Raw genomic sequence first — 17,736 nt, 5'->3', positions numbered from 1 at the left:
TTTGACAAGCACCCGTATTCAGCTTAAATTCAATAAAAATACTAAAAAACGGAACGAAAAGTACCAAATTCGACTCACGGAGACAAAAATGAACACACGCGTAATGACCGATGCCGTCACCACCGACTTCCTGCAAGCGTTCGGCGATGCCTGGAACCGCCACGATATCGAGGCCCTGATGGCCGCCATGGCCGACGACTGCGAATTCCACGCCGTGGCCGGTCCCGACTTGCTGGGCAAGAGCTTCATCGGCCGCGATGCCGTGCGCGCCGGCTTCGAACTGGCCTGGCAAACCTTCCCCGACGCGGCCTGGCTCAATCCCGTGCATTTCGTCAGCGGCGAGCGCGGCGTGACGGAATCGACCTTTGCCGGCACCAAGGCCGACGGCACGCGCATCGAGGCGCGCATGGTCGATATCTTCACTTTCCGCGATGGCAAGATCGCCGTGAAGAACGCTTTCCGCAAGGACCGTCCACCGGTCGTCAGCGCCACCACCCAAGCCTGAGCCAGCACGTTCACCAGGAATGACCATGAACAAACCTGTCGATACTCCACCTGGCGTACTGGGTAGCAGCACCGCGGCCCGCACGCCTTACGATCCCGGCTACGATCCGCTGGTGGCGCAGCGTCCCGGCCACGGCAATGCCTACGCGCCCACCTACTGGATCGGCACGGCGGGCGAGCCGCCGGCCGACGATGGCCCCATCACGCATGACATCGATGTCGACGTGGCCATCATCGGTTCCGGTTTCACGGGCCTGACCTGCGCCATCTTCCTGGCCCAGGAACACGGCATCAAGGCCACCGTGCTGGAGGCGAACCGCGTCAGCTGGGGCTGCAGCACGCGCAACGGCGGCCAGGCGCAATGCACGACGGGCCGCCTGAAGCGCTCGCAGTGGATAGACCGCTATGGCATGGACACGGCCCTGAAATTGCACACGGAAGTGTGCGACGCGATGGCAACGTTCAAGAAGATCACGGCCGACATCGATTGCGACCCGCAGCCGGGCGGCCACCTGTACATCGCCCACAAGGCGAAGGCCATGCCGGCGCTGGAAAAAGAAGCCAAGGTGATGCGCGAGATCTTCAAGTACGACGCGCGCATCCTCGACGCCGACACCGTCAAGCGCGAGTACGTGGACGACAAGGAAGCGGCCGGCGCGCTGCACGAGCCGGAAGGCATCGGCATCCACGCCGGCAAGTTGGCCTTCGGCTACCTGCGCAAGGCGCGTGCGCTGGGCGCCAAGGTGCACCCGGCGAGTCCCGTGATGGGCTGGGAAACGCGCAACGGCGTGCATTACCTGCAAACGCCGGGCGGCGTGGTGCGCGCCCGCGCCGTGGCCGTGGCCACGGGCGGCTACACCTCGCCCCATCTGCATCCGCAAGTGAAGAACCGCTTGCTGCCTATCCTGTCGAATTCCATCGTCACGCGGCCGTTGACCAATTCGGAAATCGAGGCGTGCAACTTCCGTACCCACCAGGTGATCACGGATACGCGCATCCTGCGTCATTACTACCGTTTGATGCCGGACAACCGCGTGCAGATCGGCAGCCGCAGCGCCATCACGGGCGCCGATGCACCGGACGGCAAGTACGAGCAGTTCCTGGTCAACGATCTGCACCGCAAGTTCCCCGCGCTGGCCGGCATCGGCATCGACTATTCATGGTGGGGCTGGGTCGACGTCAGCCACGACATGATGCCGCGCATCGTGCAGCCCGATCCGAAGCAGTCGATCTTTTACTCGCTCGGCTACGGCGGCAACGGCGTCATGTATTCGGCGCAGGCAGGGCGGCGCATGGCCGAGCGCATCGCCGGCAAGGCCAGCGACACAGGCTTGCCCATCTTCAACTCGAAATTGCCGTATCCCAACATGATGGAACTGGTCGAGTCGCAGGCATTCGCCCCGTTCCGCCGCCTGGGCCAGCGCTTCCTGTACCGCTGGTATCACTTGAAGGATGAAGTTTTCTAACAGCAGCACTGTAGTTCAAGCCGCCGCATGCGTTGACAAAGATCAGCCAGCGGCGCCTCCCGCAAGGGATGAGATTGCCCGCAGCGTTCACATAACAATAAACTTGGAGTGAGACATGAACACGAATACGAGCAAAACAGGTTTTTCATCGATGCGCCGCGCCGTCCTCGGCACCGTGGTGCTGGGCGTGGCGCTCGCGTCCAGCGGCGCTGTCTTCGCGCAAGGCAAGGAAGTGACGATTGCCTACCAGGAAATCAACGGTCCCTTCCTGGTGGCGATTGCCAGCGGCGAAGTGGAAAAAACCACGGGCTATAAGATCAACTGGCGCAAGTTCGATTCCGGCGCCAAGGTGGCGACCGGCATGGCGTCGGGCGACGTGCAGATCGGCGTCATCGGTTCGAGCCCCCTGACGGCCGCCGTCAGCCGCGGCGTCGACTTGCAGCTGTTCTGGATCATCGACGACATCAACGAAGCCGAAGCAATGGTGGCCCGCAACGGCGCCGGCATCACCAAGCCCGCCGATTTGCGCGGCAAGAAGATCGCCGTGCCGTTCGTGTCCACCACGCACTTCCACACCATGTTCGCGCTGGAAACGTGGGGCATCAAGCCGACGGAAGTGAAACTGCTGAACATGCAGCCGAACCAGATCGCCGCCGCCTGGGAACGGGGCGACATCGACGCCGCCTTCGTGTGGGACCCGGCCTTGAGCAAACTCAAGCAAAACGGCAAGGTGCTGGTGACCTCCGGCGAACTGAGCAAGAAGGGCAAGGCCACGTTTGACGGCATGGCCGTCGAACGCGCCTGGGGCGAGGCGAATGCCGACTTCATGGCCAAGTTCGTCAAGGTGATGGCGGCCGCCGACGCCGACTACCGCGCCAATCCGAAAGCCTGGACGATCGATTCGCCGCAGGTGAAGGCCAACGTCAAGCACTCGGGCGCGGCCGCCAAGGACGTGGCCGCTTCCGTGGCCCTGTACGCCTACCCATCGCTGCAGGAACAGGCGTCGCCCGCCTGGCTCGGTGGCGGCGCGAAGGGCGGCGTGGCGCAAGCCCTGCTGGCCACGGCGCAATTCCTGAAGGGCGAAGGCAAGATCGACACCCTGGCTCCTGACTACGCCAAATATGTGACACCCAGGTATGCACAGGCCGCTGGCCTGCTGAAGTAAACGTTGTGCGATGGCGCGCCTGCGGGCGCGCTGACTGAACAGAATGCGTTGAACTGAAGTGACTACACCTATGCGGGGCACACGATGGAAAATCTCTACGTCAAGGATGTCAGCGTGATTTATCCGGGCAAGACGGCCGGTGAACGCGTGCATGCCTTAAATAATATCAACCTGACCATCAATAGCGGCGACTTCGTCGTCGCCCTGGGCGCATCGGGCTGCGGCAAGACCACCTTGCTGAGCCTGATGGCGGGCTTTATCGCCCCGTCCAAGGGTGAAATCATGTTGGGTAGCAACAAGGTGGAAGGGCCGGGCGCCGACCGTGGCGTCGTGTTCCAGAAACATGCCTTGCTGCCGTGGCTGAACGTGATGGAAAACGTGGAATTCGGCTTGAAACTGCAAGGCGTGCCGAAAGCCGTGCGGCGCGAACAGGCGGCCAAGAACCTGGCGCTGGTGGGCTTGAAGGACTTTCACGACAATATGATCTATCAGTTGTCGGGCGGCATGCAGCAAAGGGTGGGCATTGCCCGCGCCCTGACCAGCAATCCGGCCATGCTGCTGATGGATGAACCGATGGCGGCGCTCGACGCGCTGACGCGCGAAACCATCCAGGAATTGCTGCTCGATATCTGGGCCAAGTCCAGCACCATGTTCTTCTTCATTACCCACAGCGTCGACGAGGCGCTGTTCCTGGCGAACCGCCTGATCGTCATGTCGCCCCGTCCGGGCCGCATCACGCATACGTATGAACTCGATTTCAACAAGCGCTTCCTCGAATGCCGCGATGCGCGCGCCGTGAAATCGAGCCCGGACTTCATCAAGATGCGCGAAACGGTGCTCAACATCATTTATGGCGACGAGCGCGCCGTCAATAAAGAGCTGGAGGTGTCCCATGCATAGCCCATCCGTCGTGGGATTTCCTCCCACCACCGCCAAGCGCGCCGGTTTTTTCTCGCGCCTGTTCGCGCCCCGCTGCGCCATGCCCGGCGAAGCGTTCGGCGCGCCGGGGCAGGGCAATTCCAGCCGCATCGCCACCGTCACCGTCATCGCCGTGCTGCTGCTGTGGTTTGGCGTGACGGCCAGCGGCATGGTCAAACCGCTGTTCCTGCCGTCGCCGCAAGCCGTGTACGAGAAATTCATCATGGCGGCCACCACGGGCTTCGGCGGCGCCACCCTGTGGGAACACACGGTGGCCAGCCTGGTGCGCGTGTTTGGCGCATTTGGCCTGGCGTGCCTGTTCGCCATTCCCATCGGCGTGATGATGGGCGTCAATCGCGTGGCGCGCGGCATCTTCGATCCCTTGATCGAGTTCTACCGTCCGCTGCCGCCGCTCGCATACTTGCCACTGGTCATCATCTGGTTCGGCATCGGCGAATTTTCGAAGGTCTACCTGATCTTCCTGGCCATCTTTGCGCCGATGGCGATCGCGGCCCGCGCCGGCGTCAGCTCCGTGTCGCTGGAGCAAATCCACGCCGCTTACTCGATGGGCGCCACGCGCTTCCAGGTGATCGTGCACGTGATCCTGCGTGCCGCGATACCGGAAATCCTTACCGGCATGCGCATCGGCATCGGTGTGGGCTGGACCACCCTGGTGGCTGGCGAGATGGTGGCGGCCACGCGCGGCCTCGGCTACATGGTGCTCAGCGCGTCCGAGTTCCTGGCCAGCGATGTGGTGATCATGGGCATCATCGTGATCGGCTTCTTCGCTTTCCTGTTTGATTTGATGATGCGTTACCTCGAACGTACCCTCGTGCCATGGAAGGGCAAGGTGTAAGACGTTCACGGGGAGTGGCGCGCACGCCACAAGTGTTGCGCGCCGCTCCCTATCTTTTTAACCTTTGCCGTGCCGATGTCGAGGCCGGCTCAACGTAACGCCCGGCAACGCCCCTTACTTTTCTCCCAACGTGTTTCGCCCTCAGGCGACCGCGCCGGGCCGCTGCATTTCCAGATTGACTTATGGCATGCAGCCAACCAGACTGATTTGATGATGTATCGATGCTGCTTGACAGTGTTGCCCATAAAAAATAAAGCCGCGCGGCAGGAATCGGCCGCAGCAGGCGAGGGCGCACTGAGCTTCAGATATTACTAGGAGACACACATGATTAGCGACAACCATAACAACACGGGCTTGCAGCACTCGCTGAAGCAACGCCACATGAGCATGATCGCCATCGGCGGCGTGATCGGCGCCGGCCTCTTTGTCGGCAGCGGCGTCATCGCCAAGGCCGCCGGCCCGGCCGCCATCCTTTCCTTCTTGCTCACGGGCGGCCTGGTCGTCCTGATCATGCGCATGCTGGGCGAGCTGGCCTCGTCCCTGCCCGTGGTCGGCTCCTTTTACGAATATGCGCGCCTGGCTTTCGACGACAAGCCGAAAGTGTCGAAATTCCTCGGCTTCATGAGCGGCTGGATGTACTGGTACTTCTGGGTCGTCGTCGTGGCGCTGGAAGCCATCGCCGGCGCCAAGCTCGTCAACTTCTGGCTGCCCGACGTGCCCTCGTGGTCGATCAGCCTGGTGCTGCTCGTTTCCATGACCGTGCTCAACCTGTTCTCGGTGAAAGCGTTCGGCGAATTCGAGTTCTGGTTCGCCTCGATCAAGGTGGTCGCCATCATCGTCTTCCTGTTTGTCGGCGCCCTGTTCATCACGGGCAGCTTGCCCAACAGCATCCCGACCCTGGGTTTCTTGACCAGCAACGGCGGCTTCATGCCGCACGGCTGGGGCCCGGTCCTGAGCGGGGCCGTCGCCGCCACGGCCTTCTATTCGGGCGCCGAGATCGTCACCATCGCCGCCGCCGAGACGTCGGACCCGGCCAAGGCCATCGCCCGCGCCACCAATTCCGTCATCACGCGCGTGCTGATGTTCTATGTCGGTTCCATGTTCGTCGTCGTCTGCATCGTGCCCTGGGATTCGCCGGCCATCGCCACGCCCTTCGTCAGCGCCTTGAAGGTGATGAACATTCCGTACGCGGCCCACATCATGAACGCCATCATCCTGACGGCCGTGTTGTCGGCCCTCAATTCCAGCCTGTACGCGTCGTCGCGCATGATCTTCGCGCTGACCCGCCGCGGCGATGCACCGACGGGCCTGGTGAAACTGAGCACGAACGGCGTGCCCATTCGCGCCATCCTGTTCAGTACCTTGTTCGCCTACTTCGCCATTGCCGTCTCGTATGTGTCGGCCGACCTCGTGTTCCCGTTCATTGTCAATTCCTACGGCATTCTGATCCTGTTCGTCTACCTGCTGATTGCGATATCTCAATTGCGCCTGCGCCGCCGCCTCGAACGCGAATGCCCGGAACGCATCAAGGTGCGCATGTGGCTGTTCCCCTACCTGACGTATTTCACCATCATCGCCATGCTGGTGATCCTCGGCGCCATGAGCGTGTCGTCCGATACGGAGCAGCGCGTGTCGTTCTGGTTCGGCCTGTTGAGCGTGGTCATCATGAGCGTCATGTACTACATCAAGAAACTCGTCAACGACGACCGCGCGGGCGGCGATGCCGCCGATGCCAAAGTGGAGCTCAAACATGTCTGACGCCACCTTGCTACCCGCTGGCCGGCGCCGCTTCCTGCGCACCACGGCCGCCCTGGGCGCGGCCGCCGTGGCGGGGCCGGCACTGGCCGCTTCCGTCACCCTGCCGTTTGAAAACGGCGAGCGCGAACTCGTGGCCTTCCCGCAAAAGCGCCCGCTGATCCTGCTGACCAGCCGCCCGCCGCAGCTGGAAACGCCGTTCAGCGTCTTCAATGAAGGGGCGATCACGCCCAACGACGCGTTTTTCGTGCGCTACCACTGGAGCGGCTTGCCCAGCAGTATCGATGGCGGCAGCTACCGGCTGCGCATAGGCGGCCTGGTGACGACGCCCCTGGAATTGTCGCTGGCGGAATTGAAGCAGCTGGCCGAACCCGTCGACGTGGTGGCCGTGACCCAATGTTCGGGCAATAGCCGCGGCTTCTTCGCCCCGCGCGCGAATGGCGGGCAGCTGGGCAATGGCGCCATGGGCAATGCCCGCTGGACAGGCATCCCCCTCAAAACCGTGCTGGAAAAGGCGGGCATCGCGGCCAGTGCCGTGCAGGTGGCCTTCAACGGCCTGGAAACGCCGCCCGTGGGCGACGGCCCCGACTTTCAAAAGGCGCTGTCCGTCGAGCACATCATGGCTGGCGACGTCATGCTGGCCTGGGCCATGAATGGCGAAGACATCCCCTTCCTCAACGGCTATCCGCTGCGGCTGATCGTGCCAGGGTTCTATGGCACCTACTGGGTCAAGCACCTGAGCGACATCACCGTGCTCGACAAGCCGTTCGACGGCTTCTGGATGAGCACCGGCTACCGCATTCCCGACAATGGTTCCGGCTTCATCGAGCCGGGCGCGCCCGTGGGCAAGACGACGCCGATCAGCCGCCTCAACGTGCGCTCCTTCATCACCAGCGTGCAGGACGGCGCGCAAGTGAAAGCGGGGCGCGACCTGGCCTTGCGCGGCATCGCCTTCGACAGCGGCCACGGCATCAGCGAGGTGACCGTGTCGTCCGACGGCGGCCAGACCTGGCAGGAAGCGGCACTGGGCAAGGACCTGGGGCGCTTCTCGTTCCGCGAGTGGACGATGCTCGTGAAGGCGCCGCGCAAGGGCAGGCACGTGCTGATGGTGCGCGCCGTCAACCGCATCGGCCAGAGCCAGCCGATGAAAGCCCTGTGGAATCCCATGGGTTATATGCGCAACGTGGTGGAAACCACGCGCATCCAGGCAGTCTGAGGAGATTCACATGCGAATGAACATATTGATTGCCGCGCTGGCGCTGGCGGCGGCGGGCAGCGCGTGCGCGCTGGACATCCAGTTGCCGCCGGAAACGGCCACGTATAAACCCAGCGAATTGCCCGGCTACCAGCTGGTGCAGCGCAACTGCATGACCTGCCACGCGGCCCAGTATGCGTCGAGCCAGCCGCCCGCCTCGCCGCGCGCCTACTGGGAAGCGACCGTCAAGAAGATGAAAAAGCCGTTCGGCGCGCAGTTTGCCGACGCGGACGTGCCGGCCATGGTCGATTACCTGGTGAAAACCTATGGCGCGGAGCGGGGCGCCGCGGCCACGGTCGCGGCTGCGGCCAAGCCTGCCGCCGCCGTCGCCGCGCCGTCCACGAACGGCAAGGATGCGAAAACCTTGCTGGCGGAGAATGGCTGCATGGCTTGCCACGCCCTTGCCCAGCGCGTGATCGGTCCCGGTTTTGCCGAGGTGGCGGCCAGGTACAAGGGCAAGGATGGCAGCGCTGCCGTGGCGGAGCATATCCGCCAGGGCGGTTCCGGCAAATGGGGCGCCGTGCCCATGCCGCCGTTCAGCCAGCTCAGCGAAGCGGACGCGGCCGTGCTGGCCAAATACGTGCTGTCCAGGTAAGTCCAGCCGCGGCAAGGCGGCGCTCGTCGGCCAGGCTTGCCGCGCCAACCCTGGCCGTTGGCGCGGCAAGCCCGTAATACCACTTGCGCCGGCGCTGCCTGGCGGTATTGCTTTCCATCACCTTGCGCAAGCCTCTTTTTCACATCTTCCATTCGCCGCCGCATCGCGCACCGGCGCCGTGCTCAATACCACTGGTATTGTAAAAAACACCGTTGTACAAAACCACTTGACTACCAATTTCGGGCGTCGCATTCTCTGTGCAGAAAGCCGACGCTTCGCTGTGCTTTCTTTACGTACAACATAAAAAGCTACTTCGATAGTTTTCGTATAACGTTCAGGAGACATTGTGAAGACACGGCAAATAAGCCGGCTGGCCTCGCCTTTGATGGCTGGCCTGCTGGGCAGCGCGCTGCTCGCATGCGGCGGCAATTCCACCACCGAACCCCCATCGACCCTGCTGGCCGCCACGGCCGCCAGCGATAATTGCACGGCCTGGAGCGCCGCTGCCGTCTACACGGCGGGCCAGTGCGCCGTCTACGACGGCAAGGTCTACCGCGCCAAGTGGTGGGTGCAGGGCACGGCGCCGAATAACGACCAGTGGGGACCATGGAGCCTCGATACCGCCACGCCAACCCCGACACCGACACCGATACCGATACCGACACCGACGCCGACACCGACGCCGACACCGACGCCGACGCCGACGCCGACGCCGACGCCGACGCCCACGCCCGGCATCCCCACCAAGGCCCAGGCCGAGGCCAACGAGGCGGCGCTGACGAACAACGATTTCTTCCGCAAGGTCAAGGCGTCGATCCGCACCCTGGGCAATACGGCCGTCGAAGCCGTGCAGCCCGGCCTGGCCAGCAATCCGCTCAACGTCAAGCGCGTCGAACGCCTGCTGCCGGCGACGAAGTGGGATTACTATTTTGCCGCGCGCGACGTCAGCTACACCTACCAGCGCTTCCTGCAAGCCGTCGCCAAGTTCCCCGCCGTGTGCGACGACTACAGCGACGGGCGCAATGCGGATGCCATCTGCCGTCACAGCCTGGCCACCATGTTCGCGCATTTCGTGCAGGAAACAGGCGACCATAACGCCAGCAGTCCGCTGCCGCAATGGCGCCAGGGCTTGAAGTATTTGCGCGAACTGGGCTGCGACGAGACGGGCGCCGGCTGCGGCTACAACGTCGAGTGCGCCGACCCCGTCTTCAACAAGGTCTGGACATGCGGCAAGAATGCCGACGGCAGCTTCAAGAAGTATTTCGGCCGCGGCGCCAAGCAGCTGTCGTACAACTACAACTATGGGCCGTTTTCGCAAGCGATGCATGACGGCGATCAATCCGTCCTGCTGAAAAACCCGGATCTCGTCGCCTCGACCTGGCTGAACCTGGCGTCGGCCACGTTCTTCTTTGTCTATCCGCAACCGCCGAAACCGTCGATGCTGCATGTGCTCGACGGCACGTGGGTGCCGAACGCGGCCGATACGACGGCCGGCGCGGGCAACAATTTTGCCACTACCATCATGATCATCAACGCCGAATGCGGGCAGGGCACGGAAAAGCAGGCCGCGCAAAACCGCATCGATTACTACAAGCAGTTTGCCGCCGACATGGGTTGGGATTATTCCGGCGAGCAGCTGTCGTGCGCCAACATGCAACGCTTCACCCCGGCCAGTTCCGCTTCCTACAACATCTATTGGGAAAAGAACTGGAGCGCCGGTGGCGACAACCAATGCCAGCTGGTCAGCTATCAAACCCCGTACAGCGCCTTGCTGGCCGGGAACTACGTGAAATGCGTGGAAGCCAACTGGAATGTGAAGTTGCAGTAACAGCAAGTGCAGCACAAGCCGGCCAGGGATAACAGTTGACAAGAGCCCCTCAAGGGGCCTGCAACAGCTCTCGATGTACAACCATAACGGAGACCGATACCACATGAAATCGAATGCATTATTGATGGCCTTGCTCAGCGGCGTGCTCGTCGCTTGCGGCGGCGGCCAGGAAGGCACGACTGCCACGCCGAACACCCTGCTGGCCGCCGTCGAGGCGTGCGCCGTCTGGGATGCCGCCACCGTCTACACGGGCGGCCAGTGCGTGGTGTACCAGGGTGTCAACTACAAGGCCAAGTGGTGGACGCAGGGTAATGTCCCCAGCGCCGCCGACCAGTGGGGCCCGTGGGCAGTGATCGATACGCCGACACCAACCCCGACGCCGACGCCGACGCCGACGCCGACCCCGACACCAACGCCAACGCCAACGCCAACGCCGACCCCGACGCCGACCCCGACCCCGACACCGACACCGACGCCGACGCCAACGCCAACGCCAACGCCAACGCCAACCCCCACGGCTTGCCGTCCGGACGGCCTGATCTCGCCCGTGCCGAATGTGCCGTATTGCAAGGTGTACGACGCGAATGGCCGCGAAGTACTGAGCAATGGCTTGAACCGGCGCATCGTCGGCTATTTCGCCAGCTGGCGCACGGGCGTCGATGGCAGCCCCACGTACCTGGTGAATAACCTGCCGTGGGACAAGATCACCCACTTGAACTATGCGTTTGCCACCGTCGATCCGGCCACCTCGAAGATCGCCATCGGCAGCGGCGCGGCCAACCCGGATACGGGCCTGTCCTGGCCGAACGTGCCGGCGGCGGCCATGGACCCCTCGCTGCCGTACAAGGGCCACTTCAACTTGCTGTCGCAATACAAGAAGAAGTATCCGGGCGTGAAATTGATGATTTCCGTGGGCGGCTGGGCCGGTAGCGGCGGCTTCTACACGGCGACGACGAATGCGGACGGCAGCGTGAACACGGCCGGCATCAACACCCTGGCCGATTCCATGGTGGCGTTCGTGCGCCAGTACAACTTCTTCGATGGCGTCGATGTCGATTACGAACATCCGACCACCAACAATGAAGCGGGCAATCCGAACGACTTCGCCGTCTCGAAGCCGCGCCTGGCCGGCCTGATGACGAGCTACAACGTGCTGTTGAAAGTGCTGCGCCAGAAGCTCGATGAAGCGGCCGTGCAGGACAACAAGTATTACCTGCTCACCATCGCCGGTTCCGCCTCGGGCTGGGTCTTGCGCGGCGAGGAAAACATGTCGGGGTTGAAATACCTCGATTACGCGAGCCTGATGTCGTATGACTTGCACGGCGCGTGGAACCAGTACGTGGGACCGAACGCGGCGCTGTTTGACGACGGCAACGATGGCGAATTGCGTGCCGGTAACGCCTACCAGTTCCAGAACATCGGCTACCTGAACACGGACTGGGCCTACCGCTACTACCGGGGCGCCATGCAGGCCGGACGCATCAATATCGGCGTGCCGTTCTACACGCGGGGCTGGAAGGATGTCACGGGCGGCACCAACGGCCTGTGGGGCACGACGCCGCTGATCAGTTCCACCGTCACCTGCGCCGGCACCAAGACGTGCGGCACGGGCGCCACCGGCATCGACAACGTCTGGTTCGACCTCGACTCGCAGGGCAAACCAACGCCCGGCGGCGGCAACCCCATCTGGCACGCGCTGAACTTGCAGAACGGCATAGTCCCGAGCTACCTCGATGCCTATAAGGTCACCGACAAGGCGCTGGTGGGCAGCTATGTGCCGTACTACAGCAGCACCATGGTGGCGCCGTGGCTGTGGAATGCGACCAAGAAAGTGTTCATTTCCACGGAAACCACGCAGTCGATCGCGGCCAAGGCCCAGTACATCGTCAACAACAATATCGGCGGCGTGATGATCTGGGAAATGGCGGGCGACTATGCCTGGGATGCCACGCGCAACGGCGGCAAGGGCGAGTACTTCATGGGCACCACCCTGACGGACGTGCTGTACCAGGCCTTCCGCACGGCTGGCGTGTATGGCAACAAGCGCGCCGAGATCGCCATGCCGGGCACGGCCGCCAACGTCAGCATCACCCTGGGCAGCTGGAAGCTGGGCGACAGCAACTTCCCCATCAATCCGGTCATGACGGTGAAGAACAATACGGCCACGACCCTGCCGGGCGGCACCGTGGTGGAGTTCGACTATCCCGTGTCGGCGCCGTCGGACATGAGCGACCAGTCCGGCTTCGGCTTGACGGTGATCAATGCCGGCTACACGGGGCCGAACAATATCGGCGGCTTCACGAAGAACTACAACCGGGCCCGCTTCGCGATTCCCGCCTGGCAATCGCTGGCGCCGGGCGGCTCCGTGGCGCTGACCCTGAACTACCGGTTGCCGATCTCGGGACCGGCCAATTACACGGTCACCGTGGGCGGCACCAAGTATGCGCTGACGCAGGAGTATCCGGAACTGCCGGTGGCGCTGCCGTAAGGGGCGATACGGTAGTGTAAACAGACAAGGGCGGAACCGCGGTTCCGCCCTTTTTAGTTTCTGGCGTTAGTTAAGCTGGCTTAAAACCAGGTTTCCACTTGGAAACCGTACGAGGTGCCGCTGGTATTGTTGTTGTAGATCGGGCCGCCGTTGTTCGACGCATTGACCGAAGCGGTGGCCGCATCGTTCCATTTGCCGTAGGTCACGAAGGCGCGCAGCTCGGGACGCGACCACAGGCCAGGGCCGGCCGAGATCGTCGGCGCGATGGTCAGCTTGGTCAGGCGCTTGGCCGGCAGGCCGCCCGCTTGCGTCACGCGGTCCGTGCCCAGTTCCGTCACCAGCTTGAAGTTGTTGGTGAAGGCGTACACAGGACGCACGCCGATCGAGGTCCAGGTCGAGGAACCGGTGACGTTCGACTCGTCTTTTTGCCACAGGGCGACGAATTCCATGCCGAAGTTTTCCATCGGCTGGATCGCCATGTCATTGAAGATGCGCGTGCGCTTGCGGTCCGAACCGTAGGAAGTGCTGCCCGAGGCGCCCATCTGGCCGTTGCCGTCGCCGCCGATGCCGGGGCCGACGCCATATTGCACGCCGAAGGTGTTGCCGCCGCCGAAGACTTTGCCTTGACGGTGGAATGCCGACAGTTGCCAGCCGTTATGTTTCGGGCCGTAGATGTCGTTGTCCTTGCCTTCGGCCGTGATGATGGTGGCCGCCAGGTCCAGCGTGCCGTTGACGTTGACGGGAATGTCGCCGTAGATGAAGTTCTGGCGCACGGCCGAACGGGTGCCGAGAATGGCGCCCGTGTTCTTGTCGCGGGCGTTGACGTCGTTGTCCTTGAAGAAGGCGTACGAGAATTTGCCGGGGCCCACTGGAATGCGGTCGAGGCCGGCGCCCGTGCCGTTCATATTGATGTACTGCAAGTCCAGCATGTGGATGTCAGGACGGTAGTAGAAACGCTTGCCGACCCAGGCCGTGCCGCCGTTGAGGAAGTCGAGTCCCTGCGCTTCCACGTAGGCCTTGACGATGCCCAGCTTGTTGTCGCCGAAGTCCGAGTTCGGCGCATACGCGTTGACCCAGATGGTGGCCAGGTAGTTCACGCCGCCGGACTTGGCGACGGACTTGGTGTAGCCGAATTCCGTGTAGGCGTCGCACTCATTGCCCAGACGATATTTCATGGTATTGCCGCCCAGGCCGAAGCAACCTTGCGAACCGCCGTCGCCGGAGGTATTGCTGCCGGCGCCGGCGCGCAGGTAGCCGTGGAAGCCTTCGGCGTCGGATGGGTACATGGGGTCGGCCATGGCGGCGGCGCCGGCGAGGGCCAGGAGCAGGGCGGGCAGGGTTTTCAATGCGGTGCGGTTCATGCGGTCTCCAGAAAGATGTAGGTGGTAGCGGTGCGCCTGAAAAGGCGGCCACCGCGCACGGTCTAATGCCGAAAACCAAGTCTAGCAGCGCATTTTTAACCACCCTGATACAAAACGAACAAGTCGCGATACTTTCTTTCAAAGTGTTGTTTTTACTCAATGTCGATACTCTCGCGCATAGCGGCGCTGCAAAAGAGTATTGAATTGCGGTTTTGGAGTATCAGAAAGTATCAAGTTCCGGTGCTACATTGTGGTCGTGGTGCTAAGTATTCACGCATTGCCAACGACAAAAACACTGGAGACACACAATGAAACGTACCGCCATTGCCGCGCTGTGCGCCGGCGCCTTTTGCCTCAGCGCATCCGCTCTTGCCGCAACCGACCTCGTCATCGCCACCGTCAACAACGGCCACATGATCGAGATGCAAAAGCTCAGCAAGTTCTTCGAGCAAGCCAATCCCGACATCAAGCTCAAGTGGGTGACCCTGGAAGAGGGCGTCTTGCGCCAGCGCATGACCACCGACATCGCCACCAAGGGCGGCCAGTTCGACGTGATGACCATCGGCCTGTATGAAACCCCCATCTGGGGCAAGAAAAACTGGCTGATCCCCATCAAGCCGGATGCCAAGTACGATATCGACGACTTGCTGCCCGCCATCCGCGAGGGACTCTCCGGCGACGGCAAGCTGTACGCGTCGCCGTTCTACGGCGAAAGCTCGATGATCATGTACCGCAGCGACCTGGTCAAAAAGGCGGGCGTGACCATCGAGGACCGCCCGACGTGGAACCAGTTGCGCGACGTGGCGGCCAAGCTGCACGATCCGGCCAACGGCGTGTACGGCATCTGCCTGCGCGGCAAGCCGGGCTGGGGCGACAACATGGCCCTGATCACCACCATGGCCAATTCCTACGGCGGCCAGCTGTTCGACATGCAGTGGAAACCGCAATTCACCAGCAAGCCGTGGAAGGACGCGGTCAACATGTACGTCGACCTGATGAAGAAGTACGGTCCGCCGGGCGCGGCCGCCAACAGCTTCAATGAAAACCTCGCGCTGTTCAACCAGGGCAAGTGCGGCATCTGGATCGACGCGACGATTGCCGCCTCCTTCATCACGGATCCGAAGCAAAGCAAGGTGGCCGACAAGGTCGCGTTTGCCCAGTCGCCCGTGGGCGTGACGGAGCGGGGCGCCAACTGGCTGTGGATCTGGTCGCTGGCCATTCCATCGAGCTCGAAGCACCCGAATGAAGCGCAGCGCTTCATCAACTGGGCCACGTCGTCCGATTACGTGAAACTGGTTGCCAAGGAAACCAGCTGGGCCAACGTGCCGACGGGCACGCGCAAGTCCACCTACGCCAGCCCCGAGTTCCAGAAGGTGGCGAAATTCGCGGCCGCCGAAGGCAAGGCCCTGGCCACCACGCGCGCCGTGCAAAGCACTTTGCCGCCGTCGCCATACGTGGGCGTGCAATTCGCATCGATCCCCGAATTCCAGGTGATCGGCGTGGCGGCCGGTCAGCAGATGGCGGCCGCACTGCTGGGCAAGATCAGCGTCGAGAAGGCGCTGGAACTGTCGCAGCAGACGGCCGAGCGAGAGATGCGCAAGGGTGGGTACTACAAGTAAGCCTGCTGCATAGTTTGCGTACCCCAACGGCATAAATCTGGGATCGGACCCTGAGGGTCCGACCCCGGTACTTTAGCTTTGCGGGTGATCGGTTCACCTGTCCCAAGAGAACATTATGAAACGCATTATCCCCCGGACTTTGCTGACGCCGGCCGTGGCCGCCGTCTCCGTCATTTCCGTGATCCCGCTGCTGATCACGCTGTATTACGCGTTCGTGCGCTATTCCATGCTTGATCCGAGCGGCCATCCCTTCCATGGCCTGGCCAACTTCCATTTTTTCTTTACCGATGCCTCTTTCCTGCCGGCGTTGCAGAATACTTTCACCCTGCTGTTTTCCGTCATGCTGATCACGGTGGTGCTCGGTGCCGCGCTGGGTTTGCTGATCAACGAAGCGTTTCCCGGGCGCGCCATCGTGCGCGTGCTCTTGATTTCTCCCTTCCTCGTCATGCCGGCCGTGAATGCCCTGATGTGGAAGAACATGCTGCTCAACCCGATTTACGGCCTGTTCGCGCAGATCAGCATCTTTTTTGGCCTGACGCCCGTCGACTGGCTGTCGTCCCATCCCTTGTTCTCGATCATCATGATGGTCTCGTGGCAATGGCTGCCGTTTGCCTGCCTGATCTTCATGACGGCCCTGCAGTCGATGGACCGCGAACAGCTGGAAGCGGCGCGCATGGATGGCGCCACCTATCTGCAGCAGTTGCGCTACCTCTACATTCCCCACCTGGGCCGCGCCGTCTCGGTGGTGCTGATGATCGAGATGATTTTCCTGCTGTCGATCTTTGCGGAAATCTTTACCACCACGGGCGGCGGTCCAGGCTTCGACACGACCACCATCACCTTCATGATTTACCAGCAGGCACTGCTGTCCTATGACGTCGGAGCGGCTTCGGCCGGTGCGCTGTTCGCCGTGCTCATCGCCAACATCGCCGCCTTCTTCCTGATGCGCGTCATCGGCAAGAACCTGTCGAAATAAGGAGACCTTGATGCATAGCAAACTCAATCTGTATGGCCGCACGGCCGCCGCCTGGCTGTTCGCGCTGCTGCTGTTCTTTCCCATCTTCTGGCTGGGCCTGATGGCCTTCAAGACGGAAGGGCAAGCCATTTCCACGCCGCCGCTGCTGTTCTTCACGCCCACGCTCGACAGCTTCCGCGAAGTGCTGGCGCGCGACAATTACTTCGGCTACGCATGGAACTCGCTGTTTACCAGCGTGGTGTCGACGGCCATCGGCTTGCTGATCGCCATTCCGGCCGCGTATTCGATGGCCTTCTTCCCCACGGGCGGCACCATCGGCTTGCTGAAATTCATGCTCAGCTCGCGCTACATGCCCGGCGTGGGCGCCCTGATGCCCATCTATATCTGCTATCAGTACTTCGGCCTGCTCGACACGCGCATCGGCCTGACCATCATGTTCATGCTGATGAACCTGCCCATCATGATCTGGCTGCTGTACACGAGCATGAAGGAGCTGCCGCGCGAAATTCTGGAGGCGTCGCGCATGGATGGCGCCACCGTCTGGGACGAATTCCGTCACGTCGTGCTGCCCCTGTCCGTGGGCGGCATCGCCTCCACGGCCCTCGTCTGCATGGTGTGGTCGTGGAATGAATCGTTCTGGTCGCTGAACCTGGGCGCTTCCAACGCGGGCACGCTGGCCTGGCTCATCGCTTCCTACTCCAGTCCGGAAGGCTTGTTCTGGGCCAAATTGTCGGCCGCCTCGCTGATGGCCATCGCCCCGATCATGGCGCTGGGCTGGTTTTGCCAGAAACAACTGGTGCAGGGGATGACCTTCGGCGCCGTCAAATAAATGATGCCTTCATAAACCTGCTGCGCGGCCCGAGTTCGGCTCTCCGTTGCTCACTGTGCATCCGCACGGCTCTGCGACGCAAGCCGAACGTGAACCGCTCGCCACGGTTTCTGAAAGCATC

Annotated in this window: 14 protein-coding genes; 13 read left to right on the top strand and 1 reads right to left on the bottom strand. The window is 62.3% G+C overall.

Annotated elements, in window-relative coordinates:
- Positions 1-88: 88 nt before the first annotated feature.
- The 10 genes from YQ44_RS17760 to YQ44_RS17710 all read left to right on the top strand — a co-directional run bounded on the left by YQ44_RS17760 (position 89) and on the right by YQ44_RS17710 (position 12,830).
- A complete protein-coding gene (locus tag YQ44_RS17760) occupies positions 89-505 on the top strand; it encodes a nuclear transport factor 2 family protein (RefSeq protein WP_232250933.1) in 417 nt (138 codons plus the stop codon).
- Positions 506-530: 25 nt separating this feature from the next.
- The gene (locus YQ44_RS17755) at positions 531-1,970 is read left to right on the top strand and encodes an NAD(P)/FAD-dependent oxidoreductase (protein WP_071324511.1); all 1,440 of its coding nucleotides are present in this window, start codon (positions 531-533) and stop codon (positions 1,968-1,970) included.
- Positions 1,971-2,085: 115 nt separating this feature from the next.
- A complete protein-coding gene (gene tauA, locus YQ44_RS17750; RefSeq protein ID WP_071324510.1) occupies positions 2,086-3,135 on the top strand; it encodes a taurine ABC transporter substrate-binding protein in 1,050 nt (349 codons plus the stop codon).
- 84 nt (positions 3,136-3,219) lie between these two features.
- Positions 3,220-4,035: a taurine ABC transporter ATP-binding protein gene (locus YQ44_RS17745; RefSeq protein WP_071324509.1), complete on the top strand. Its 816-nt coding sequence runs from the start codon at positions 3,220-3,222 to the stop codon at positions 4,033-4,035.
- Positions 4,028-4,909 carry an ABC transporter permease subunit gene (locus YQ44_RS17740; protein WP_052140647.1) on the top strand — a complete coding sequence of 294 codons (882 nt, stop codon included), beginning with the start codon at positions 4,028-4,030 and terminating at the stop codon, positions 4,907-4,909. Before YQ44_RS17745 ends, YQ44_RS17740 begins: the two co-directional genes overlap by 8 nt.
- Before the next feature lie 324 nt (positions 4,910-5,233).
- Positions 5,234-6,667: an amino acid permease gene (locus YQ44_RS17735; protein WP_071324508.1), complete on the top strand. Its 1,434-nt coding sequence runs from the start codon at positions 5,234-5,236 to the stop codon at positions 6,665-6,667.
- Positions 6,660-7,880, top strand: coding sequence for a SorA family sulfite dehydrogenase catalytic subunit (gene sorA / locus YQ44_RS17730; RefSeq protein ID WP_071324507.1), 1,221 nt, complete (start codon positions 6,660-6,662; stop codon positions 7,878-7,880). The genes YQ44_RS17735 and sorA overlap by 8 nt, the downstream gene beginning before the upstream one ends.
- A gap of 10 nt (positions 7,881-7,890) precedes the next feature.
- Positions 7,891-8,514, top strand: a complete 624-nt coding sequence (gene sorB / locus YQ44_RS17725) for a SorB family sulfite dehydrogenase c-type cytochrome subunit (protein WP_071324506.1) — start codon at positions 7,891-7,893, stop codon at positions 8,512-8,514.
- Positions 8,515-8,860: 346 nt separating this feature from the next.
- The gene (locus YQ44_RS17720; protein ID WP_232250932.1) at positions 8,861-10,342 is read left to right on the top strand and encodes a glycoside hydrolase family 19 protein; all 1,482 of its coding nucleotides are present in this window, start codon (positions 8,861-8,863) and stop codon (positions 10,340-10,342) included.
- Between the two features lie 103 nt (positions 10,343-10,445).
- On the top strand, positions 10,446-12,830 hold the full coding sequence (locus YQ44_RS17710; protein ID WP_083411922.1) for a chitinase C-terminal domain-containing protein: 2,385 nt from the start codon (positions 10,446-10,448) through the stop codon (positions 12,828-12,830).
- Between the two features lie 80 nt (positions 12,831-12,910).
- Here the strand turns inward: YQ44_RS17710 and YQ44_RS17705 are convergent, their stop codons facing one another.
- Positions 12,911-14,191 carry a maltoporin gene (locus YQ44_RS17705; protein WP_071324503.1) on the bottom strand — a complete coding sequence of 427 codons (1,281 nt, stop codon included), beginning with the start codon at positions 14,189-14,191 and terminating at the stop codon, positions 12,911-12,913.
- A 308-nt stretch (positions 14,192-14,499) separates the two neighbouring features.
- Here YQ44_RS17705 and YQ44_RS17700 point away from each other — a divergent pair, with 308 nt between their 5' ends.
- The 3 genes from YQ44_RS17700 to YQ44_RS17690 all read left to right on the top strand — a co-directional run bounded on the left by YQ44_RS17700 (position 14,500) and on the right by YQ44_RS17690 (position 17,615).
- The gene (locus YQ44_RS17700) at positions 14,500-15,810 is read left to right on the top strand and encodes an ABC transporter substrate-binding protein (RefSeq protein ID WP_071324502.1); all 1,311 of its coding nucleotides are present in this window, start codon (positions 14,500-14,502) and stop codon (positions 15,808-15,810) included.
- A gap of 115 nt (positions 15,811-15,925) precedes the next feature.
- Positions 15,926-16,786, top strand: a complete 861-nt coding sequence (locus tag YQ44_RS17695) for a carbohydrate ABC transporter permease (protein WP_071324501.1) — start codon at positions 15,926-15,928, stop codon at positions 16,784-16,786.
- A 10-nt stretch (positions 16,787-16,796) separates the two neighbouring features.
- Positions 16,797-17,615: a carbohydrate ABC transporter permease gene (locus YQ44_RS17690; protein ID WP_071324500.1), complete on the top strand. Its 819-nt coding sequence runs from the start codon at positions 16,797-16,799 to the stop codon at positions 17,613-17,615.
- Positions 17,616-17,736 lie beyond the last annotated feature (121 nt).

The sequence above is a fragment of the Janthinobacterium sp. 1_2014MBL_MicDiv genome, from assembly GCF_001865675.1.
Taxonomy (GTDB): Bacteria; Pseudomonadota; Gammaproteobacteria; order Burkholderiales; family Burkholderiaceae_D; genus Janthinobacterium.
Note: the sequence above shows the minus strand (reverse complement) of the source record. Positions and strands in the feature narration are given on the sequence as shown.

Excerpts from the sequence above, each read along its gene's own strand:
- YQ44_RS17705 (WP_071324503.1), bottom strand. The coding sequence starts at position 14,191 with ATGAACCGCACCGCATTGAAAACCCTGCCCGCCCTGCTCCTGGCCCTC.
- tauA (WP_071324510.1), top strand. The coding sequence starts at position 2,086 with ATGAACACGAATACGAGCAAAACAGGTTTTTCATCGATGCGCCGCGCC.
- YQ44_RS17735 (WP_071324508.1), top strand. The coding sequence starts at position 5,234 with ATGATTAGCGACAACCATAACAACACGGGCTTGCAGCACTCGCTGAAG.
- YQ44_RS17760 (WP_232250933.1), top strand. The coding sequence starts at position 89 with ATGAACACACGCGTAATGACCGATGCCGTCACCACCGACTTCCTGCAA.
- YQ44_RS17700 (WP_071324502.1), top strand. The coding sequence starts at position 14,500 with ATGAAACGTACCGCCATTGCCGCGCTGTGCGCCGGCGCCTTTTGCCTC.
- YQ44_RS17710 (WP_083411922.1), top strand. The coding sequence starts at position 10,446 with ATGAAATCGAATGCATTATTGATGGCCTTGCTCAGCGGCGTGCTCGTC.
- YQ44_RS17745 (WP_071324509.1), top strand. The coding sequence starts at position 3,220 with ATGGAAAATCTCTACGTCAAGGATGTCAGCGTGATTTATCCGGGCAAG.
- YQ44_RS17740 (WP_052140647.1), top strand. The coding sequence starts at position 4,028 with ATGCATAGCCCATCCGTCGTGGGATTTCCTCCCACCACCGCCAAGCGC.
- sorB (WP_071324506.1), top strand. The coding sequence starts at position 7,891 with ATGCGAATGAACATATTGATTGCCGCGCTGGCGCTGGCGGCGGCGGGC.
- YQ44_RS17755 (WP_071324511.1), top strand. The coding sequence starts at position 531 with ATGAACAAACCTGTCGATACTCCACCTGGCGTACTGGGTAGCAGCACC.
- YQ44_RS17690 (WP_071324500.1), top strand. The coding sequence starts at position 16,797 with ATGCATAGCAAACTCAATCTGTATGGCCGCACGGCCGCCGCCTGGCTG.
- sorA (WP_071324507.1), top strand. The coding sequence starts at position 6,660 with ATGTCTGACGCCACCTTGCTACCCGCTGGCCGGCGCCGCTTCCTGCGC.
- YQ44_RS17695 (WP_071324501.1), top strand. The coding sequence starts at position 15,926 with ATGAAACGCATTATCCCCCGGACTTTGCTGACGCCGGCCGTGGCCGCC.